15 protein-coding genes and 2 pseudogenes are annotated in these 22,853 nt (G+C 42.5%); 13 read left to right on the plus strand and 4 right to left on the minus strand.

What is annotated here, in order from left to right:
* The first annotated feature begins 225 nt into the window (after positions 1-225).
* The 4 genes from GPK49_RS08370 to GPK49_RS08385 all read left to right on the plus strand — a co-directional run bounded on the left by GPK49_RS08370 (position 226) and on the right by GPK49_RS08385 (position 3,960).
* Entirely contained in the window at positions 226-1,065 is an 840-nt protein-coding gene (locus GPK49_RS08370) for a hypothetical protein (protein ID WP_215677404.1), read from the plus strand.
* Between the two features lie 25 nt (positions 1,066-1,090).
* Positions 1,091-1,684 (plus strand): hypothetical protein, encoded by a 594-nt coding sequence (locus tag GPK49_RS08375; RefSeq protein ID WP_215677405.1) that lies wholly within the window; start codon positions 1,091-1,093, stop codon positions 1,682-1,684.
* 387 nt (positions 1,685-2,071) lie between these two features.
* On the plus strand, positions 2,072-2,674 hold the full coding sequence (locus GPK49_RS08380; RefSeq protein ID WP_215677407.1) for a recombinase family protein: 603 nt from the start codon (positions 2,072-2,074) through the stop codon (positions 2,672-2,674).
* An 86-nt stretch (positions 2,675-2,760) separates the two neighbouring features.
* Complete coding sequence (locus tag GPK49_RS08385; RefSeq protein WP_215677409.1) at positions 2,761-3,960, plus strand: ATP-binding protein; 1,200 nt, start codon at positions 2,761-2,763, stop codon at positions 3,958-3,960.
* Positions 3,961-4,414: 454 nt separating this feature from the next.
* Here the strand turns inward: GPK49_RS08385 and GPK49_RS08390 are convergent, their stop codons facing one another.
* Positions 4,415-5,728: an ATP-binding protein gene (locus GPK49_RS08390; protein ID WP_215677411.1), complete on the minus strand. Its 1,314-nt coding sequence runs from the start codon at positions 5,726-5,728 to the stop codon at positions 4,415-4,417.
* Positions 5,715-6,461: a LytTR family DNA-binding domain-containing protein gene (locus GPK49_RS08395; protein WP_318283881.1), complete on the minus strand. Its 747-nt coding sequence runs from the start codon at positions 6,459-6,461 to the stop codon at positions 5,715-5,717. Before GPK49_RS08395 ends, GPK49_RS08390 begins: the two co-directional genes overlap by 14 nt.
* Positions 6,462-6,670: 209 nt before the next feature.
* Between GPK49_RS08395 and GPK49_RS08400 the strand changes: the two genes are divergently transcribed.
* The 4 genes and pseudogenes from GPK49_RS08400 (at position 6,671) to istB (ending at position 15,384) form a co-directional block, all read left to right on the plus strand.
* Positions 6,671-7,048, plus strand: coding sequence for a hypothetical protein (locus GPK49_RS08400; protein ID WP_318283882.1), 378 nt, complete (start codon positions 6,671-6,673; stop codon positions 7,046-7,048).
* 112 nt (positions 7,049-7,160) lie between these two features.
* Positions 7,161-13,058 carry a stalk domain-containing protein gene (locus GPK49_RS08410; protein WP_318283883.1) on the plus strand — a complete coding sequence of 1,966 codons (5,898 nt, stop codon included), beginning with the start codon at positions 7,161-7,163 and terminating at the stop codon, positions 13,056-13,058.
* A gap of 256 nt (positions 13,059-13,314) precedes the next feature.
* Positions 13,315-14,611: pseudogene (istA, locus tag GPK49_RS08415) on the plus strand (IS21 family transposase); the annotation flags it as partial.
* Entirely contained in the window at positions 14,608-15,384 is a 777-nt protein-coding gene (gene istB / locus GPK49_RS08420; protein ID WP_215677415.1) for an IS21-like element helper ATPase IstB, read from the plus strand. The pseudogene istA and the gene istB, both read left to right, overlap by 4 nt.
* A gap of 699 nt (positions 15,385-16,083) precedes the next feature.
* On the opposite strand, the pseudogene GPK49_RS08425 reads toward istB, so the two are convergent.
* Positions 16,084-16,275 (minus strand): annotated as a pseudogene (locus GPK49_RS08425) (transposase); the annotation flags it as partial.
* A 295-nt stretch (positions 16,276-16,570) separates the two neighbouring features.
* Here GPK49_RS08425 and GPK49_RS08430 point away from each other — a divergent pair.
* Positions 16,571-16,846, plus strand: a complete 276-nt coding sequence (locus tag GPK49_RS08430; RefSeq protein WP_215677438.1) for a hypothetical protein — start codon at positions 16,571-16,573, stop codon at positions 16,844-16,846.
* On the plus strand, positions 16,843-17,700 hold the full coding sequence (locus GPK49_RS08435) for an IS3 family transposase (protein ID WP_215677419.1): 858 nt from the start codon (positions 16,843-16,845) through the stop codon (positions 17,698-17,700). The genes GPK49_RS08430 and GPK49_RS08435 overlap by 4 nt, the downstream gene beginning before the upstream one ends.
* Positions 17,701-17,813: 113 nt before the next feature.
* Here the strand turns inward: GPK49_RS08435 and GPK49_RS08440 are convergent, their stop codons facing one another.
* A complete protein-coding gene (locus tag GPK49_RS08440) occupies positions 17,814-18,362 on the minus strand; it encodes a helix-turn-helix domain-containing protein (protein WP_215677421.1) in 549 nt (182 codons plus the stop codon).
* A 332-nt stretch (positions 18,363-18,694) separates the two neighbouring features.
* Here GPK49_RS08440 and GPK49_RS08445 point away from each other — a divergent pair, with 332 nt between their 5' ends.
* From GPK49_RS08445 to GPK49_RS08455, 3 genes are all read left to right on the plus strand, one after another.
* Complete coding sequence (locus GPK49_RS08445; RefSeq protein WP_215677423.1) at positions 18,695-19,840, plus strand: hypothetical protein; 1,146 nt, start codon at positions 18,695-18,697, stop codon at positions 19,838-19,840.
* 38 nt (positions 19,841-19,878) lie between these two features.
* Positions 19,879-20,961 carry an NAD/NADP-dependent octopine/nopaline dehydrogenase family protein gene (locus GPK49_RS08450; RefSeq protein ID WP_215677425.1) on the plus strand — a complete coding sequence of 361 codons (1,083 nt, stop codon included), beginning with the start codon at positions 19,879-19,881 and terminating at the stop codon, positions 20,959-20,961.
* Between the two features lie 127 nt (positions 20,962-21,088).
* Positions 21,089-22,402: an L-serine ammonia-lyase, iron-sulfur-dependent, subunit alpha gene (locus GPK49_RS08455; RefSeq protein WP_215677426.1), complete on the plus strand. Its 1,314-nt coding sequence runs from the start codon at positions 21,089-21,091 to the stop codon at positions 22,400-22,402.
* Positions 22,403-22,853: the final 451 nt, after the last annotated feature.

Consider the following 22,853-nt stretch of genomic DNA (forward strand, 5'->3'; position numbering starts at 1 on the left):
TCCAGTAACAATAATCAGGAGAATAATCAAAGATACGTATTTTGATAATTTGGATGAAACTTCAGAAGAATGCAATTCGATTGACGTTACACTTGTTTTAGAGGATGGAAGTATCTATACATTGTCTATTTATAAAAATGGTATGTTGGGATAATTTCTTTATTCTATAAAAGGAAGAAGAAGTTCCTCTGGATAAAACTGCATTTAGGAAAGGAAGGATAGATTATGAAGAAAAAGTTCTTATCAATTTTATGCTGCTTTTCGGTGTTACTGGCTGGTACACAATTACAGGAAGTGTATGCATCTGAGAATCTGAATGCTGAGCAACTTGATTTAGAAATGATAGACGTTATGGATATCGCAGATATAGGGAAAAACGCGATGGATAATGCGTTGATTCAAGCATATACGAATAAAATCCAAAACATGACTGCCTCTGAGTTTGACAAAATGATTGCTGAAATGGTTGAAACTACAGAGAACAAGTCCGAATTAAAAGAAAAACTTGCCTTGTGCGGAGTAGAACTTAGTATTGATAAGAATGTGCCTATATCTCCAATGTCTCTGGATGATAGAGAGGTGAATTTTTCCAATTATACTGCAAAGCGTGGTGGAGAAAATTATTACCGGTTATATACAACAATGACTTTTGATAGTCAAGAGTTGCACCCTGGTAGTTTAGATGCTTTAATTACTTTTTTTGATCCGAATTTGGCAAAGTTTAAAGATTATAATATTGTAACAGAAGATGCATTTACAATCAATTCACATCGTTCTTCTAGTAAGGGATATGTTTCATTTAATTTTCATGATGAATTGATTTGTGGTTTAGGATATAAGGACAGTTACACGGTGGTGCTTTATGTAGTGCCAACTTCTAAAGGAAAAGAAATTTCTTATGGTGCCGAGTTGGGACATTCGTATACAAAAACAAATATTCAAGTTTCGGGTTCTCTTAGCTATACACTACCCAATGTATTTGGCGGACAAATAACATTTACCCCAGTAAAGAGTGAATTATACTGGAATACTGGAAGTGCTCCGCAAGGATTCGTTCCTAACTGACATATGAAATGAGAGAGAAACATATATGAGCTATAAAATTGGCTTTGGCATATTTTGTTTATGCGTATGTTTTGTATTCGTAGTCTCAAATACTATAAAGGGATATAAAGCGCAACTAGGGGAATTAGAGTATTTTATAAACAATGAAGCATATTCTTTTAAATATGCAGAGCGAGAAGCTGAAGATTGCACATTGCGTTTTGATTTTGACAATCCGGAGTCTGTTTTAGGGCAAACCATTTATGAAAAAGATGGCAACAGGATAGTTGTATCTGAAATTGATGGTGCCGATAAAAGTTATGTCAGAATATCCTTTGAAGCTATAGGAAGTTATGACGATACAAAAAAAGAAGGAAGTTTTATATCACCGGTTATTGCGCTTCCCGATGAGGAGAATATATGGAGGATTATAGATAGCTTGCCTAGGGTTGCGCCTGCGGAAGAATATAGTTGTTCATTTGCATCCAGAACCTGTGAATATGAAAAGCTGACAAACCGATTTTCTATATATGTTAAAAAGGTTTCTCTTCTAGAAAATAAGGAAGAAGTAGGCGATACGGACAGAACCGTAACAATTAGGTTTTCCAATCTATGGGAAATGAAGTGGCACAAAAAATAGAGCAGAGTCCTATCGATAATGTATATTTATAGAATGACTTGCAGGTAGTAACAATGCGGGAACTGTATCGAGTGCAGGTTTTTTGCCAAAGGTGCGGAGATACATACCACCAAGATAGTTATGACACATGAGAGGCACTCCTCGTAGCAGCTTTTAAGTAGAAATAGCTTATGGGCTGCTAAGCACAATTTTTTGTGGCAGTTTCCTTTAGACTTTGAAAATAATATTTTCAAGGTTGCTTTTTCAAAAAAGATTTTCATCCGGCAGCTCCGGGGCAAATTGCCTTGGGGCTGCATTCCTTTGTATAAAAAATGGGAGGCCTATGCTCACCCATTCGATTTTTAGAATTTTTTGCTATACAAGTGTTACATTAATACGGGAACGAAGATGGAAGGAAGGGAAAAGTGGCTGAAGCTGATTAAGAACGTCCGACAAGGGGACAGAATCGTTTTTGATTCTGTCAGCCGTATGTCGAGGGATGCGGAAGAAGGATTCACAGCCTATGAAGAATTATATCATAGGGGAATTGATTTGGTATTTCTCAAAGAGCCGCATATCAATACCAGTGTCTACAAGAAGGCAATGGAGTCCGGCATTGAAATGACAGGTACTACTGTAGATTATATTCTGGAAGGTGTAAACAAGTATATGCTGGCTCTTGCGAAGGAGCAGATAAAAATATGTTTTGAGCAGGCAGAGAAGGAAGTTAAGGATTTGCGGAGAAGAACCATTGAGGGAATCGAAACGGCTCGTTTGAATGGTAAGCAGATAGGACGAGCTGCCGGCACAAAAATTGAATACGAAAGTACAAAGCAGAAAAAACGGGAAATATATAAGTATTCCTCGTCCTTTAACGGTATGCTGAAGGATAAGGAGGTTATAAAACTGCTTGGAATTAGTAGAAATTCCTCTTACAAATACAAGAGAGAGATAAAAGAAGAAATAGGGTGGAGAAAGTGTGTGGAGAAAGAGCCAATAAAACTATCATAATTCTTATAGTTTTTAATGTGTAAACAGAAAAAGTGTTTTAAATTATATAGTTTTTTGTTATAATAAATAAGAAAGGTGATGATAACATGATTTTTAGACCGGATTATATCGAAGCAATAAAACCATTTATAAATCAACCTCTGGTAAAAATTCTTGCAGGTATCCGACGCTGTGGAAAATCTACTATTTTTGAAATGCTAAAAGAAGAATTACTTAGCCGGAATGTACCGGAATCATGTATTATAATGAAGAGATATACAGAAATGGATATTCCTGAGAATATTACAGCGAAGCAGATGTACGATGAACTTATTGCAGAAATTGCAGGAAAAGAGAAATGTTATATACTTCTGGATGAGATTCAAGAGATTAAAGGTTGGGAGAAAGCAGTTAATAGCTTGCTTGAAGGTACAAATGCGGATGTTTATGTAACCGGCTCTAATTCCAAACTTATGTCCAGTGAGATTTCTACTTATCTAACAGGGCGGTATGTTTTGATTCCTGTATTTACATTATCTTTTCGGGAGTATTTAGATTTCAAAGCGAACAGTACATTGTCCAGACGAGAGCTACTTGAAGAGTATATTTGTTCTGGTGGATTTCCGATAATTGCAATCGGAGATTATGAAACGCAGCCGGCATATCAAATTGTCAATGGCATTTATCATACGGTTGTTTCTCGTGATATAGTGAAGCGACACCGCATCAATAAACAGGATTTGTTTGATCGTGTGGTGAAGTATGTCATAGAAAATATAGGGAAAACATTTTCTGCGAATTCTATTTCTAATTTTCTTAAAAATGAGCATAGAAAAATATCTGTAGAGAGTATTTATAATTATTTAAGATGGCTGGAACAGGCATTCATCATTTATCCTTGTGCAAGATACGATTTACAAGGAAAAAGTATTTTGAAAACACAGGAGAAGTATTATCTTGCGGATATTTCTTTGAAATATGCACTGATGGGGTATAACCGTAAAATGTTGGATGGGGTAATGGAGAATATTGTTTTTCTTGAATTAAAACGGCGAGGATATGATGTTTTTATCGGAAAGAACGATACCAAGGAAATAGATTTTGTGGCAATCCGGCGAGATGAGAAGATATATGTGCAGGTGTGTGTGCAGCTTCCGGAAAAATCTGATCGTGAAGTGGGAAATCTAATGGAAATTAAAGACCACTATCCTAAGTATGTTGTTACTTTAAATGATTTGGATGTGGGAATTGAAAATGGTATTAAAATTGTCCATTTGTCAGATTTTCTTCTTTCATCACAGTGGTAAAACGGTAGAGTAGACGGAGTCAAAAAAGAAGAATACGGATAACGTGATGAGGAAAATATTGAAATAAGTGTAATTGACTTTTATGCCCTGAAACATTGTAATTGAGGGCATGAAAGTCAATTTTAATTTTGAAAGAAGGTAATTGGATGAATGTGTTGTAGACAATCACCCTCAATATGCAGTCAAATTTTCAAAAATGGGATATAGAAAGGACGGTAATATTACCAATATTCCATTATATCTAGTCGGAAAGACCAAGGAGCTTTTAGAGGGTGAGAGAGATTTGGAGTGAATATAGAAATGGTTTTGTGACAGATATAAAAGAAAAATTATAGCTTAGTAAGAAAACGGTTGATTATACATTAACCGTTTTCTTGTGCCTTTATAGGAAATTCCGATTTTTTTATAAAATTTTCTGAGAAAAAACCGTTTGATTTACAGAAGGGGGATTCTGTCAGTCAGCAGAGGAAAGCATAACCGAGGCATAGAATACTCCTTCCCTCCATTCAAAACGAGCATCCCCATTATAGCGTTCCGCGGTCATTCGTACAGATTCCGTCCCAATCCCAAAGCCATCGTGCTTGGAGGAAATGAGCCGTTTTTCATCGGAGAGTGGCGGTTGGTCGCTGGTGTTATCCATCGTCAGATAAAGGGTTCCCCGCTGGCGAATGTGCAGACGGATGAAGCGTGGTGTTTTGGATGCGGCGCAGGCCTCAAGGGCATTTTCCAGAAGGTTTCCCAAAAGCGAACAGAACTCCGGCTCCGGAATAATCGTCTGCTCCTCCATTTGAACCACAGCCTCCAAATCGGTTTTTTGGAGGAGGGCCTGCTCTGCATAGTGGTGCAGAATGGCATCCACAGCATAATTTTTGCAAAATGGATGAATTGTATCGGGTGGGAGACTTTCTCCGTATGCTTTCACATAGGCCGCCACTTTGGAGATATCGCCGCTTTCCACACAGCCCTGTAATGCCTTGAAATGCTGATGCAAATCATGTCTGGCACGGCGGGTATCGGCAATGCTCTTTTGCAGAGTGCGATACTGGGCAGTTTGCATTTGCAGCAGTTTGTTTTCCTGTGACAGACGGATATTTTTGGCAATCCCTCTTGCCATCCAGTAAAACAGGGCATAATAAAGCAGCATCAGTCCAAGAAGTGCAAGAATTAAAATCGGATAGAAGTGCATCACACGGTTGGTATAAAGCGTGGAATATTTCCTGGGGCGAAGGGTGGTATTCAGACACCAGAACACCAACGGCAATATCCAGAATATATACCAGGTTTCCGGTGTTTCTACCTCATCCAACAGCCAACGGGCAGCGTGTGTGGCAGGGTAGCATAAAATTCCCAGCAGCAGCCAACACAGCAGGACATAAAGAATGGTACTGTTTAGGGAAAGCACAACTGCACCACTCCGCCGAAACAGAAGGGCATCTATCAGAATTGCCAGATTATACATGCAGGAAAATACACCGCAAACCGCCAGAAATACGTTGACGGTTTTCCACCGAGATAGCGGAACTGCTTTGCAATAAAACAGCAGAAGCAATACCTGCGTCAAAAGCATACAGAGCTTTGTGCTATAACGAAACCGCCAGCAGAGCCAGCCCATCCCTACACACCACAAAATCAGAGTGGGAATGCCCCACAGCAAGAGGAGCTTTCCCTTGCCGTTCAGATGGTTTTTCATCGGCAGAAAGCACAGAATGATAGCGGGGAGAGAGGCGGAAAGCTCCAGCATCGGGTGGAGCATATCATAGAGTTCCATTTGTGAAGCCTCCTCTCATGCGGGCATAGGCAAAGGAAAGATACTTTTCCCGCACCTCCTTATATTTTAATCGGCTGACAGGAACAGATGTCCCATCTGACAGAAGAAAATGCCTTGCCGTTAAGCTTTCCACCTGCTCCAAATTGACCAGAACGCCACGCATACAGTCGCAGAAATAGGGATACGCCAACAGCAGAGCCGCAAAATCAGCCTGCCGCATGGAGATGAGGCGTGTTTTTCCGCCAAGCAGATGAACCTCTACATTGCGACTTTGGTATTCGGTATAGGTAATTTGATGGAGCAGAAGTGGTGGCTGTTCTGTAGCACTCGGAATGATTACGCACTGGCTTTGCTCCAAAAGCTCCGCACTGCAGCGTGAAAGTGCCTGTGTTAGATTTTCATAGGAAAAGGGCTTTACCAGATAATATGCCGCCCCAACTTCATAGCTGTCCACAGCGAACTCTCCGGTGGTGGTTGTAAAGATTAGCTGGCAATGTGTATCCTGCTCCCGAATTTTTCGGGCAACCTCCATACCGGTTATGCCGGTCATATAAATATCCAGAAAGATTATATCAAAGGCATTCGGAGCGAAGTGGGCAAGCAGAGCCTCGCCGCTTTCCAATATAACAGGGGAAGGAACCAGAGGAATCCCCTGTTCCGATGCCCAACGGCAGAGAAACTTCCGCAAAGCTTCGGCATCGGTGGAAAGGTCATCTACAATGGCAATCCGCATAATTTTCGCCTCCTAACTTAAGAATTTTGCTTTTCAAGAACTATTGTATCATATTTTTTTTGGTTTGACCTACATTTCATGCGGATTTTTAACATCTCATGCAAGACCTATTGACAGAGTGGTAAAAAATGGTATCCTAAATTTAGTCGGTTCTGTAAAAGAATCGATTTTTTTTATGCTTTTTTAATCTGCTGTGGAAGGGAGGAGGCGTGTTGAAGATTGCACTTTACAATGAAAACCTTGGAGAACTGGAAATTTTGTTAGGACAGCTTGACCAATGTGCCAGAGAATATCTGCGTTTTGTGGAGATTACCCCCTATGTGAGACAGGAGGATTTTTGCAGCTTGGTGCGGGATGGGCCTGAGGTTGATTTATTTGTGGTGGCGCAGGATGGCACCTTTAGTCTGGAAATTGTGGAGCTGCTGTGGGAGAAAAGACCGCATGCGCATATTTTTTGGTTTTCGGATTTGGATTTTGCCCTGCGTGCCTATCGGTACAATGCGGACTGGTTTGGGAAAAAGCCTGTGGATATTCATAGCCTGCGGAAAGCCTTTGGACAGGTTTTGTATCGGAGAGAATGCTTATGACAGTGTTATTGAAAAAATGCACCGAACAGGGTGCAGAATCAAATACAGGAAAAAAGAGGAGGTATTGAGTATATCCGACAGAAAATGAGGAAAAAGAAGGGAGAGAGTATAAATGGGAAATCGAAAGAGATTGACCGCATTTTTATTGACAGCGGTAATGATTTTGACCATGCCGCAAATGCAGATAGCGGCGGCAGAGGTTGAATCCCCTGCTGATGTAGGCTTATGTATACACCACACGCAGCATACAGAGGATTGTGGGTATACGGAAGGAGAGAAGGGAACACCCTGCGGGCATGTGCATACAGAGGATTGCTATGCACCGATAAAGCAGTGTGTGCATGAGCATGGGGAGAGCTGTTATCCTGTTGCGAAGGACAGTGCATCAGAGAATGTGGCAGAGAATGTGGCGGAAAGAGAGCCGCATACCTGTACCCATGAATGCAGTGAGGAAAGCGGCTGTATCACAGAAAAATTAGACTGCCGACATGAGCATAATGCGGACTGCGGCTATTCCCCTGCTACAGAGGGAACGCCCTGCACCTATGAATGTGAGGCCTGCTCAGGACAGGAGCAAATCAATGCACTGCCGAACGTAGAGGATAGCCCCAGAGAAAATGCCGAAGAAATTGAAACTCTGCAGGCTGTTGCGGCAGAAACAACAAACAAACAGCCGAAGGGAGAAGGCACAAAACAATCCCCCTACCAGATTACCAACGCAGAGGAGTTGGCATGGTTTCGGGATACGGTGAATAGCGGAAAAGCTAATATTCATGCCAGACTGCTGCATGACATTGACCTGAATAACGTCAGTTGGGAGCCCATTGGAACCCAGAAAAAGCCCTACACCGGCACCTTTGACGGAAACGCCTATATCATAAGCAATTTTCGGCTGGGGGACCACACTAAGCCAGACCAAATTTCTGAAAAGGGCCTTTTCGGCTGGATTGGATCAGGCGGTACAATACAGGATGTGGTTGTGAAGGTTGAAAACATCGGTTCTGCGACGAACCCCAACAATTTCAATATTACCAAATGCGGACTGATTGCGGCGTATAACGCAGGCACTATCCGGCGCTGCAGTGTTATGGTCAATTATACGCTCTATGTTGCGGGGGAGATCGGCATCATCGCCTACCAAAATAGTGGCATAATCGAAAACTGCCTGAGTGCGGTAGGGACGGGAACGGGAAATCCAAAATTTCCGGGTCGTATTCCGGATGAAGCCTCTGCTGCGGGCATTGCCTATGAAAATTCAGGCACAATTAAAAACTGCCTGTTTGATGGTAAACTCCGAACGGATGGGTTCATAGGCAATTCCTATGTGCCGAAAGACTATGCCATTGCAAAAGGTGGTACAATCAAAAACTGTTACTATTACCACTCCGAACCAAGATTCGGCGGTGCAACATACAACGGTGAACTATACAAGGATGGAGACAAATTCACAGTAATATCCAAGACGCAGAAGGTGATGGGCACCGGCGAAGTGACCTGGCTGTTAAATGAAAATGGGAAGAATGACATCTGGCGGCAAAGAAAAATCGGCTCTGCGGACATTTCTCTGGATAAAAGCTACGGGAGGGTCAAGCAAAATAATGAGGGGACGTATTCCATTGTAACCCCTCATATACACCGACTGGATAACGGCACGCAGACAGAATTCAAGGAGGTTAACTCTTTGGGTGAAATCACAGGAGACACATCAGACACAAAATACTACTGTCTGAGCAAAGATGTCGTACTGAGCACAGTATGGGCAGCTCCAAATCGGGACATTTCGCTTTGCCTGAACGGAAAGAGCATCACAGCCCAGAGCGATGCTCCTGCAATTACCGTAGGCACCGACAGCACCTTCACTCTGATGGACTGTGGGAAAGGCAAAATCAGCGGTAGCTCCTCCGGCGTTGCGGTGACAGGCGGCACGTTCAACCTGCACAGCGGCGAAATCAGTGGCAATACCACCGGTGTACTGCTTGATAGCGGGACATGTACGATGAAAGGCGGTTCCATTACCAAAAACACCATAGGCGTGGACTATCGGGATGGCACGCTTACCCTCAGCGGCGGAGCAAAGGTAATTGAGAATAAGACGAAAAATATTCTGCTTCACACAGGGAAAACGCTCTCCTTCGGGAAGCTGAATGACGCTGCACGCTTTGGCATTTCTGTAGGGAATTCGGATTCCTCCGAGGCACCCATCCCCGTTACTGACGAAAACGGCGGGAAATATTTCAACAACCTCTTCCCGGATGATGTGCTCACAAACGAGCTGTATCGGGAGAACGGTGTGGTGTGGCTTCGCACACAGGGGCATACGGCGCACTGTGTCTGTGGTGGTACACACAACACCGCCATTGTCAATCATACGGAAGAAAATAAGTTGAATTTTCAGCCGTGGAATCCCTATAAGGAAAATCCCGCAAAGCCTCAGATGCCGACCTCTATGCCTGCAGGTGTGGACGGCTACTACCTGACACAGGATGTCACGCTGAATAGCACTTGGAGCCCGTCGAATGTGGTGCTTTGTTTGAATGGACATAAGATGACCTTCTCCGGCAAGGGTTTCGTGGAGATTCCTGGAAACGGAAAGTTGACGCTGACCGACTGCGGGACAACCGGCAAGCTTTGCAGGGAAGGCAGTGAAGTATACAAGAAAGGTGGCATTTCCCTCTCAACAGGAAGCACCTTTGACATGTACGGCGGCACGATTACCGGCTTTCAGCACGGTGTATCCACCGACCAAGTGGGTGGAACAATCCATCTGTACGGAGGGACGATTACCGGAAATGAGACTGTCCACGGTGCCGGCGTGTTTTGCTGGGGCAGTAGTAGCAATCCCTCAACATTCATCATGTACGGCGGAAAAATCACAAATAACCATGCAACCTATTCAGGTTCAGATATCAACGTAAAACCGTCAGGCGGAGGCGTATTTCTGAGAGAGTACAGTAAATTTGAAATGTACGGCGGCGAGATTACCGGCAACACCGCTACTTATGGCGGCGGTGTGTACTGCGGTGCAATCATAAGCCCCAACACCGCAGAGATGATTCTGCACGGCGGCAAAATTACCGGCAACACCGCTACTTATGGCGGCGGCGTGTACTTCAAGGACAAAGCCTTTCAGGTCACCGGCAAAGGCAAGGTAACAATTACCGACAACACTGGAAATGGCGGAAAAAATGTGGTTTTGTTTGATGGGAAAATCATTCAGGTGACCGGTAAACTGCATGAAGATACCCGCATCGGTGTGAGATCCTTTCATAATCCTACAGATGGAAACCCGATCACCATCGCCAAGGCAACTGATGGAGGCTGGATTCAGAAAGGAAACTTCACCTCTGACATTCCCGACTATGGTATCGCCCTATCGGAGGACGGCAAAATCGTGCAGCTTCAGACACACCAGCATAGCTGGGAGTACATCGTCAGTCAGGACGGTACAACTATTACGGAACATTGTACGGCAGAAAACTGCGGACTGCCCGAAGGCAACGGTGGCAGTGTGATTATCAAGGCTCCTGCGGATAATTTGATCTATGACGGAAAAGGAAAGGCCGCAGTTCTGGAAAAAAACCTTATCTCCGGTGTGACTGTATCGGACATTACCTATACCAAGGATGGCACCGTTATTACCGGAACGCCCACCGATGCGGGCACCTATACCGCCGCTGTTACCGTGGAGGGACAGACGGCAACAGTGCAGTACACCATTGCGCAGTCCGGGACTGAGTTTAGCGGCGGAGTGAAAGTGAGTTTCTATGCCTACGGCGATCCTATCTACGTCACTGTGACACCTAAGGCAACCGGCAAGGCTCCTATTAGAAAGGTGCGAGCACTTAGTACACCTCAGGCGGGCCAGATGGCAATTTACGAAGGAGACAGGCAGCTTACTGAGGCGAAAGATGTAACCTCCGGCAAAGAGCTGACCTTTACCATCGACACCGCAAAAGCGAATCTCGAAAATGGATGGCACACGCTCATCGCAAAATTTGTAGGATCGCAAAATATGGCAGAGCAGGCAGAAACGAAGAAAGTATTTATTCGGCAGGCCGGGATTGGAAGAGCAGATGTTGCGGTAGAGGGCGAATCGTTTACCTATACAGGCTCTCCGATTACCCCCGCTGTAAGCGTAACATTAAAAAATGGAACACAGCTCATTAAGGGCACCGATTATACGCTTGCCTATACGAATCACACCAATGCGGGCACAGCAACCGTGACCGTTACCGGCATAGGCAACTATATCGGTACAGCAAAAAAAACCTTTGTCATCAGCAAGGCAGCGGCCCCTGAAATCAGTTGGCCAACGGCAAGCGCACTTACCTGCGGGGAAAAGGTGTCGGATAGCCTCTTGAGCGGAGGCAGTACCCAATACGGTACATTCACTTGGTCGGATGATGTAAAGGATACGATTCCCACAGTGGGAACTTACTCGTACAAAGTGGTGTTTACTCCCAGTGCAGATACAGAAAACAACTATGAAACGATTACCACAAAGGAGAAGGAAATTTCTCTGACTGTCAATGCAAAAAGCTTGACCGGTGCCCAAGTGACGGTATCCGGCAGCTATACATATACCGGTCAGGCTCAAATTCCGGCCGCTGATGCGGTAACAGTTCAGTTAGACGGTGAAACGATTCCTAATGACCGGTACACAATTTCTGCCAGTGATAATACGAACGTCGGACAGGCAATCGTGACCGTCACCGGCAAAGGCAACTATACCGGTACAGCAAGCGGAACCTTTACTATCGGCAAGGCAACGCCTAACCCGACCACGCCGACCGAATTGAACGCTGTTTATGGCAGCACACTGAAGGATGTACCTCTGCCGAAGGGATGGGCTTGGGATACTCCCGATACTTCGGTTGGCAATGTGGGAGAGAAAACCTTTGCTGCTACTTACACCGAGGACAACAGCAGCAACTACAACACAGTACAGAAAAACCTTACAGTGAAGGTGGCGAAGAAAACGGTTACCGTGACGGCATTGGACAAGAACGCCTACATCGGCAGCGATGTGCCGGATCTGAGCAATCCGGAAGCAGGTAAGGATTATAAGGTAGAGGGTTTGGTCGGTACAGATCGCCTGAACGGCGATGTAACATTGACCTATGCGCAGACACCGGATATGAACAAAGCCGGCAAAATCGCAATCAACATCACCGGTACGCTGTCAAATGATAATTATGATATTATTTATGCCAATGGAACACTGACCGTTTCCAATCGACATTCCGGTGGCGGTGGCGGCGGTGGCGGCAGCAGTAAGCCTGCGGAAAAGCCTACAGAAAAACCCGAAGAAAAGCCTGCTGTATCTCCTACCGTGGAGGACAAGAATGATACCGTAAAAATAGCAGAAACCACAGCAGAAGCAAATGCGGCGGCGGCAAATGCAGCGAAGGCGGATGATAAGGTAACACTGGTAACAGAGGGTACAAATGTTTCCGGTAAGGATTTTGCGAACCCTGCGGTTTTGAAAATTCCTGCGGACACCAAGGATGTGAAGAATGTAAATCAACTGACCTTGGCAAGATTGAACGCCGAAACAGGCAAGCTGGAAATTGTTGGCGGCAGCTATGATGCAAAGGCGAATGCGGTTGTTGGTTATGTGGTAGAGGAAGGCAGCTATTTCGTTGTGGAAAAGGAGAGCCTAACAACAATTAGCATGCAGATTGGCAATAATGGTGTTGTGCTGAATAATGAAAACAAGATTTTGGATGCGGCACCCTTGATTTCGCAGAACAGAACGATGGTTCCGCTGAGATTTATTGCAGAGGCATTCGGTGCAAATGTAAGCTGGGCGCAGGATACAAAGACAGTTACCATCGTGATTGACGGCAAGGTCTTGACCATGAGAATCAATCAGGAATTGGAAGACTTTGGCGCAGCACCCATCATCAGCAACGGACGCACGATGGTTCCCATTCGCTATATTTCCGAGGAATTGGGCGCAAATGTGATTTGGGTTCCTTCCACAAAGACAGTTGCGATTGCAAGATAACTATGCTTGGGAAAAAGAAAGCAAAATGAAGTATCCCAAAAAGTGAGAAAAATATATTTAATGTAAATTATTTTAGGGGCGAAAAGGGCTTGCTATCTGTGTATTGCAGATGGCAAGCCCTTAAGCCTTTTCGGCAGCTTAAAAATGGATGATTTGGAGCCTTTATCTCAAACTTAGGTTAAAGTCTATTTTTTATATGCTGAGATTGATGATTTCACAACTTTTCTATGTGGAATTGGCACCAGGAAAATGGAATCGGAACGACGTAAACAAAAAGCTTCTCTGGGTAGAATACTGTGAGCAGAGTGTCGCATGAGCAACGAAGAGCCTCTAATGTATTCTCAGTTCTGCTACTACATCCAGAAGGATGAAGAAAAACGCAGGGCTACCATGCATATCCCCAGAAAACCAGGGGAACAGATTGAAGTTGACTGGACCGGTGATCCTGCCCACATCATTGATCCGGACACCGGAGAAATCACAGATGCATGGATATTTGTAGGTGTATTAACTTACAGTCAGTATGCTTTTGTAAAAGCATATATGAATGAGAAAACCGACAACTGGATCAAAGCTCATGTCCAGATGTTTGATTTCTTTGGCGGTGTTACACCTATGCTCGTTTCTGATAACTGTACAACCGCAGTGAATCATAAAAAGAGTGACTGGTACAACACTGCCTTAAACACAACTTATCGTGAGATGGCAGAACATTACAATCTTGCTATCCTTCCGGAAAGAGTCCGGAAACCAAAGGATAAACCGAATGTAAAGGGATCAGTAGGAAAGATATCCACATGGATAACAGCAGCTCTTCGCAATGAGCAGTTTTTCTCTCTTGCAGAACTGAATTCATCTATCCGTGAAAAACTGGATGCCTACAATGCCCGTAAATTCCAGAAAAAAGAATGTAGCAGACTTAGTTTATTTCTTGGGGAAGAAATGCCATTACTGGCTCCGTTGCCTGCTACACCTTTTGAACTGGCTGAGTGGAAACAAGCCACCATCCAGTTTAACTATCACATCGCAGTAGACAGAATGTTCTACTCCGTGCCTTATCAGTATATCAAAAATAAGGTTGATGTGCATATAACAGATACAACGGTTGAAATATTTTATAATCACAATCGTATTGACTCTCACAGAAGACTCTATGGAAGAAGTGGTCAGTATTCTACTGTGACAGAACATATGCCGCAGGAACACCAGAAATATCTGGAATGGAACGGTGACCGGTTCCGTAAGTGGGCTGATTCGATTGGAATTAACACAAGTAAGGTTGTCGATGCAATACTTACCTCCGGCAGGATTGAACAGCAATCCTACAGAAGCTGCATGGGATTATTGAAACTGGCAGAAAAATATTCACCAGAAAGGTTGGAGCAGATCTGTGCTAAGGCACTTTCTTATTCCGGTAAACCCAGCTATAAAAGTATCAAAAATCTGTTGGCTGCAGCGAAGGATGTCCTAGTACTGAACCAGAATCATCTCAAGTAGTAAAACCACACGGCATAACTAGAGGAGCCAGATACTATGGAGGCAAACAATCATGACAAATCAAAGTACAATCGATAAACTTATTGAAATGCGTCTGTCTGCTATGGCAGATGCATTCCGCATCCAGATGGATGATCCTGCAATGAAGGAAGTTCCATTCGAAGATCGGTTCGGCATGCTTGTTGATGTCGAATACAGCAACCGCAAAAACAATCGTCTGAAAAGGCTGATCCGTCAGGCTGAGTTTGAACAGCCAGATGCCAGCAGCGCAGCGATTGATTACCATTCTGGACGAAAGCTGAACAAAGCACTGATCAACCGTCTGGCAACCTGTGAATACATTACAGAATACCGGAACATCTTTATTACTGGAGCAACCGGAAGTGGTAAAACTTATATGGCCTGTGCCTTTGGCATGGAAGCATGCAAGCACTATTACTCAGTACGGTATGTACGACTTCCTGATCTATTATTGGACTTACAGGCTGCCAGGGACAACGGAACTTTCTCGACTGTCCTGAAGAAATACACCAAGCCAATAGTACTGATTATTGATGAGTGGCTGCTTCTTAAACTGACAGAAGCTGAAGCCAGAAATCTTTTTGAACTGATACATAAAAGACGAAAAAAATCTTCAACGATCTTTTGTTCTCAGTTCCGTGAAAGTGAATGGTACCAGCAAATCTGTGATGGTGAAAGTACTCTTGCCGATGCCATCATGGATCGTATATCGTATGATTCCTATAAAATCGATATTGAAAGTGTTGACCCATCTAAAGACCTCTCTATGAGAGAAGTATATGGACTGGATCCAGCAATGGCAAAGTAACTTAATAAACAAAATGGGGTGGCTCCGTTAGTCCGGACAGGTGGCTCTCGCCACAGCGGACTGGCGGCTTTGCCGCACCGTAATATTCATAAATAGAGGAAGAACAAGTTATGGAATAAGTATAAGTTCAAAAAATGTATGTAGCAATTGCGAGTTAAGATTCTGTATACTTATCGGTTTCAATGGTCAAGTAGATCATGCAAGCTACAGAAATATTCTAAAAAGGTCCTATAAGTTCATAGTCAATGCTGATAATTTAGCAGATTTTTTAAAGAATTTGTAAAAAAGTTGGAGTAATAAAAAAAACATTCTTAGCGTTCATATAGGAAATTTTTTCTGGCTGCTAAGCACAATTTTTTGTGGCAGTTTCCTTTAGACTTTGAAAATAATATTTTCAAGGTTGCTTTTTCAAAAAAGATTTTTCATCCGGCAGCTCCGGGGCAAATTGTCTTGGAGCTGCATTCCTTTGTACAAAAAGGCTATTAGAAATTTAGAGTGGGTTGACTAAAAAAATTTTGTTTTATAATTCGTTTTTCTTCCAAGTTTGGGGTGGGTTTTAAAAAAATAACCCACCCTTTTGTTATGTTAATTCTTCCAAGTTTGAGGTGGGTTAAATATTCTTAACACTCTTGACAATTATGACAATTAGATTTTACAGAAAATATAGGACCTGTTGACAAAGGGAAGACTACCCCTATCTCAGCTTGTAGAAAGTTTTCGCCCGGCAATTGCAAGAGCATATAAATTTGCACAAGCGAACATAGCGTAGAGTCGATTTTTGTTCTTCATCAGCCCACGATATGCGGTTTTCCTATAGCCGAACTGGCACTTGATAATACGGAATACATGTTCTACTTTACAGCGGACAGAGGATTTGTGACTCTCAATATGCCGTTCCCAGTCGATGGCTTTGTTACTTAATGCACACTGAACAAATCCAAAAGCCTTGCACTCTCTACGGGTGCGCTGTAACACATCGGTGGAAATTCGCATTGTAAAAATGGCTGAATTCCATAAAAGTGCACTTTGTGAGCTTTTTTATAAAATTGCGCAGCTACTGCCGCGCGAATAAACCGCAAAGTGATTTATTCAGTAGACATTAAGTACTGAACTGAACCAGTAAAATCGGACAATAGTAAAAAAAGACCTCTTATTGTAGAATTAAACTATGATAGGAGGCTTTTTTATGTCTAAAAAAATCGAAGTTTTAACACCTATTATCATGAAATTAATCCACGAAGGGCATTCTTATTCGGAGATTGCTGAAGATTTGGGGCTTAAAAATGAAAAAGTAATCAGAAATTTAGTATATCGAATCAATCATCCGAAAGAAAATTCTTTACCTAAAAAGCGCGGAAGAAAACCAAAAGAAAATCTGCGGGACTATAACGATGAAATCAAAAGATTGAAAATGGAAAATCAACTGCTGCGGGATTTTCTCTCGCTTATCGGAAAGGAGTGAAAGCCTCTGTAAAATATAAGGTAATCTATCGTCACAAGGATAGTTATTCTATCAGTGAAATGTGTCGCTTCTTCGAAGTGTCCAGAAGTGGCTATTACGATTTTGTAAACAGATTAGATACTCCGGCTAAAGATCTGCCGTTGGATCAGATGATACAACAGTGTCAGGAGCAATGCCGCAACACTTATGGATACCGCAGAGTACATATCTGGCTGGAACGGCAAGGCGTGCATAAGAATCCAAAAACAGTTCTTCGTATTATGCGTAAATATAACCTTCTTGCTGTAATACGTTGCAGAAAATACAAGCATTACAGAGATACGCTGCACCGTTATCCAAATCTGCTGAATAGAAATTTCCACGCTGACAGACCGAATCAGAAATGGGTAACAGATATTTCCTATATCAAAACACTTCAAGGGACTTTATATTTATCAATCATCAGAGATTTATATGATAACAGTATTGTTGCATATCAGACTGGTACGGGGCAGAATAATCAGTTGGTATTAAATACGATAAGAAAAGCAAAGAGAAAAGAAGGGGTCACTGCAGAGCTGCAACTCCACAGTGACCAAGGCTTTCAATATACCTCACACGGATATTTTAAGCTGACTCAAGCATACGGCATAACTCCGTCTATGTCAAGGAAGGGCAACCCTTATGATAATGCACCTGCTGAAAATTTCTTTTCTATACTAAAAACAGAATGCATCTACAGAACAAAACTTAGCAGTTTTGAAGAAGCACGCAGTATCATTGATGAATACATATATTTTTACAATTATCAAAGGATCCAGACAAGAACAAAACTGACACCGATGGAATTACGATGCCAGTTTCTAAATAGCTAATTTAATTCTACAAAAGTCTTTTTTGTGCTGTCCGCACAAAATGGTTCAGTTCAGTACAAGACCTTTTCTATGATTCAGGATATATTATCTACAGAGAAAATCTCATAAACTCTTTAATAACTTAAAAGAGCCTGCGCAATAACATCCGTTTCACCTTTATTAATATATTTATGAGGCAATGTTGCATCAAACTCAATAGCCTCTCCACTTTTCACGATATAAGAACGATTTTCAACAACCAACTCCAGTTCTCCCTGAAAAACTGTAAGGTATTCCATTTTTGCGTTTTGATGGGTTACAGATTCGTGGTCACATCCTGATTTGTAAATACAATAATAAACTTCGAATCCCGTTGTTGGAGAAAATGGAAAAATGCAGTACATATAAACTCGTTCATGATTATCAATCACAGGGGATAGGTTATTGATAGTGATAATCTCATAATATTGCTTTCTTTTACCGCTCAACAAAGAATCTACTTTGATTTTTAATCCATTGGCAATTTTGAAAACAGTAGCTATTGTTGGAATAGATTTCGAGGATTCGATTTGGCTAAGCATGGTTTTGCTTACGCCTGTTAATGCAGACACCTGTTCTAGGCTAAGCCCCATATTGCCTCTAATTTCTTTTAACCGTTCTCCTAATTCCAAGTAGCTTTCCATATTATATCATCCTTTTCCTCAATTAGTGCGTTCGCTAAATTGACCGCCTATGAAATGTAATTTACTCCACTTCCGCCTTCTTGTCAAGTGAGCAGAGCAAATTTGTGTCTAATTTTGACATTTCACTCCAAAAAAATCGTTATATTGAATAAATTTTCGCTATAACATTTATTCATTATTAGATATTGACCAATTTTAAGAAATAGATTATAGTTGAAGTACGTTATAACGGATTTGTGTAATACCATAAAGGAAAAAATTTAACGAACGTATTGGGTAAGGCTAGAAAAAATCAAGCCTTCAAAGAAAACAGAAAAGGAGGAATATGAAAAGTGGGAAATAAAAAAATAGGACTTGGATTGATGCTCAATCTAATCGGTGCAATGTTTGCATATCTGATAGGTTCTGGATTTGCCAGCGGACAGGAAACGATGCAGTATTTTTCTGGCTGGGGCTCTGTTTGGGCTAGTCTAGGTGTTGCTGCTATCGCACTGCTGCTTTCTTGCTTGGCTTATATTGCATATTCTTATGCAGGTCGTACGCGCGGACTGCAAGATTTAGCGGGAATTTATGATTTCTATGCCGGTAATGTATTTGGGAAATTATTTCAGGTTTTTGCATGGCTGTTTAACGCTTGCTGTTATATGTTTATGATTTCCGGATTTGGCAATGTGATTCACCAGCAATGGGGAATTTCCATTCCAATTGGCTCCGCCATCGGTGTAGTGCTTTCGGTTACAATTGCTGTCATGGGTTTAAACAAGATTATAGATATTATTGGTAAGGTTGGACCGATTATTGTATTATTCACGCTGTTTATCGGTATTGTAGCTGCCTTTAGATACTATCCGATGATTGCGGAAGGAAATGCAGCTATCAATAGTGGCGATGTGGATGTGATTCGTGCTGGTTCCAACTGGGTTACAGCGGGTTTGTCATTTGCAGGCTGCAATCTGTTACTAGTTTCCGCATTTGTTGGTACAATTGGCTACAATTTAAGAGAATATAAATTCATATATAATCAGCTCATTATGATTATCAGCTCCGGTGGCATCATGTTGGTTTCCTTTCTGATGGGTCTTAACCATATCGGAAACATTCAGGCAGCTGTACAGGCCTCCATCCCTAATCTGCTGCTGGCGAACAACGTTTTCGGTGGAAATGCCGGAATCATTTTATCTCTGTTGTTTGCAATCATCATTCTGGCAGCAATTTTTTCTACCATCTGCCCGATGTTGTGGACTTGTGCGTCTATGCTGGCTAAAGATGATAAGAGTAAAAAATATAAGCTAATTTGTGTGATTGCCGGGATATGTGTATATATCATCACACTGTTTGTCCCCTATGAAACCCTGTTGAACTATATTATGACCTATTGCGGTTATTCCGGCTGTGTTGTTGCGGTTGTATGCATTGTTCGCTATTTCATAATCAAATCTCGCGACAAAAAGGAGGGCTTATTCACGGAAAGTGTATAAGTATAAAATAAAAACAAAAAGAAAGGAAATGGTAAAAAATGAAAAGAATAGCTGTTCTTGGTACTGGTAATATTGCGCAAACTGTTGCGGTTGACCTGAAGTCCAATGGGCATGAGGTACGTTTATTTGCGCCAGACTACCTGATTTCCAGAATCCAAAAAATCGTAGACACACACGAAATTGAATGTGTCGGTGTATTTGAAGCAAAAGAAAAAATTGATGTCGTTACTTCCGATATTGACGAGGCGGTAAAAGGTGCAGATTATATCATTCTGTGTGTCCCCGGCAATCGCCACGAAGAATATGCAAGAATTCTGAAGGGACATACCACTGCACAGCAGATTCTGATTACGTTCAATGGTTGCATGGCTTCCCTGATTTACAAAAATGTATGGGAAGAGGATGCGTCCTGCCCCATTTTTGCAGAATCTACTATTCCTCCCTTTAGCGCAAGGCGAGTTGAGCCTGGCAAGGTTCGTATGTTTGAGCGGCACTTGGCACCCATTGCATTTTTTCCTGCTTCTGCCGGAGAAAAATACTATGATCAGGTAAGAAAAGACATCTATGAATTTCCAGGTATGTATGCGGATATTCTGGAATGCGGATTGAGCTTAATTAACCCCACAGTGCATCCCGGACCGTGTCTGGTGAACCTGAGTAACATTGAAAAGCCAGATTTTACCTTCTTCCTATATGAACATGGTTTTCAGCCCTCTGGCTTGAAGATTGACGTGCTTTTGAATGAAGAACGCCTGGCTATTGGGAAAGCTCTGGGCTATCGGATTCATGCTTTGGAGGATTTTGCTGGTGTTGAAAAAATCGAATCATGGGAGGCTCTGTATGCTATGGGTCATGGTTGCCATGCGCTGACATCCATTGCCGGTCCTAATGACATCCATTATCGTTATCTTACGGAAGATATTCCCATTGCATTGGTTTGCTGGGCCTCCATCGCTGATTTGTTAGGAATTGAAACTCCTATTATGGACGCTGTTATTACATTGGTTGGTGTGGCTCATGATACAAATTGGTTTGTAAACGGTCGCTCTGCAGAGGTTTTAGGCATTTGTGGGAAGAGCGTGGAACAGATTAAGAACTATGTAAAAACAGGGAATTTTTGACAAAGGAATATCCTCAACTAGAAACAATACAGATTTAGTTAGATATATATCGCATGAATTATGAGATATATCAACAATAATAAATTCAATCAAAAAACGCGAAAGAAAAGAAAGGAAGGAAATGAGTATGAGTAAGACAATTTTTAGAGAACTGTTGGACAAGGAAGCTTCCCCCGCTTTGGGTTGCACAGAGCCTATGATGTTTGCTTTGGCAGGTGCAATTACCCGCAAGCACGCTCCTGGTAAGGTGTTGCGTGTTGACATGGTGGGTTGCGGCTTAATGGTTACTGGTGTCCAGGCGGTCGGTATTCCCAATACTGGCGGTAAAACCGGCGCATTCTTGGCATCTGCTGTAGGTATTGTAAACGGTGATGCAGAGGCTTGTAAAGAAGTACTGCACAATATTCGCCCTGAAGACGTTGTTGCAGCAGAAGAATTGATTCAGAATGCTGAGTTTACACTGGACATGGACAATAGCACCGGTAAACAGGTGTATTTCAAGCTGACCCTCACGACAGATGAACACGTTGCAACAGTTATCTTTGAGGATGAACATCATACATGGACATATTTGGAAGCGGATGGCAAGGTGCTTGTTGACAATCGCAAACCCGCGGGCGAAATGCTGATTCCCGCAAATGACGTTGACTGGGATGTTTTTACGATTGAGAACATCTATAATTGGTGCAAAACAGCTGATATCAGCGAATTTGGTCGGGCAAAAGAGGCTGTTGAAATGAATACAAAGGTTGCTACCGATGGTTTGGAAAATCCTCGTGGTATTCAGACAGCGCGTATTTTGCGTAAAAATGTAGAAAGCGGTTTCGTAGCTGAAGATGAAATCACACACGTTTTAATGTGGGGCACTGCTGGTGCAGACGCTCGTATGGGCGGCAGTGACTACCCCACCATGGTAAGTACCGCTAGCGGCAACCAAGGGTTGATGGTTGTTATGGCTCCTTGGGCATCCTCTCAGTATCGCAAGATGAGTGCTGAAGATGGTTACCGTGCTGTAGCCTTTGCATTGCTGATGAATACATTTATGAAATATGCTTCTAAAGAATATGTTTATATGCCTCCCACTTGCTCCTGCGCAACAACAGCTGCACCTGCAGCGGCTGCCGGGGTCGCATTTCTCCATGGCCTAACTCCTCAGCAGATCAATGATATGCTGTGTACAGCACAGGTTCAGATGGCCGGCGTAGTATGTGATGGTGCAAAACCTTCCTGCGCTACAAGAATGTATGTTGCCCTGTTTGGTTCTTTGCAGGCTATGATGATGGCAAAGGAAGGCATCCGTGCTACAAATGTAGAAGGCTTTGTTCATAATGATTTGAAGGTTACGCTGGAAAATCTTTATCGCCTGCAGCATGATGTTTTACATAACAAAGTGGATGCAATCCTGTGGGATATTGTAAAGGAACAGAAGGTTATTCATTAAAAAATATCTTAGACAGCTTCCGATTTATACCGTTGCAAATATAGGCAGTGTTTGCCTCTTGCCAAACTGCGACTGTAAATCACTTGTCCACTATGATACAATAAGCTTGTAGGACAGGTAAGCGTATTTCAGGTCAGAGTATAAGGCTCTTTGGGATGAATCATCCCGAAGCCGGGTTAAAGAAATCATCGGGCTCAGCTTGCCTGACAAAAAATTACAAACATATAAAAAAAGACCGTCAATTCTAATTTCAATTTGTATGAAAGGAAGAATCGCGGTCTTTTTGTTTTCAGAAGGAGATAAGAAACTGAAAATTCCTTGAAAAATAAGGAAAAAAGACTGACCGCATCAAGATAAGTTCGCAAAAAGGGCGGGTATGTGAGACTTTTTCTGTAAAATAATGTTTAGAAGGTTCTTCTATGATACAATAAATATCATTAGGAGGACCTTT

Origin of the sequence: Clostridium sp. MCC345 (genome assembly GCF_018785345.1) — a bacterium.
Classification (GTDB): domain Bacteria; phylum Bacillota; class Clostridia; order Lachnospirales; family Anaerotignaceae; genus Anaerotignum_A; species Anaerotignum_A faecicola.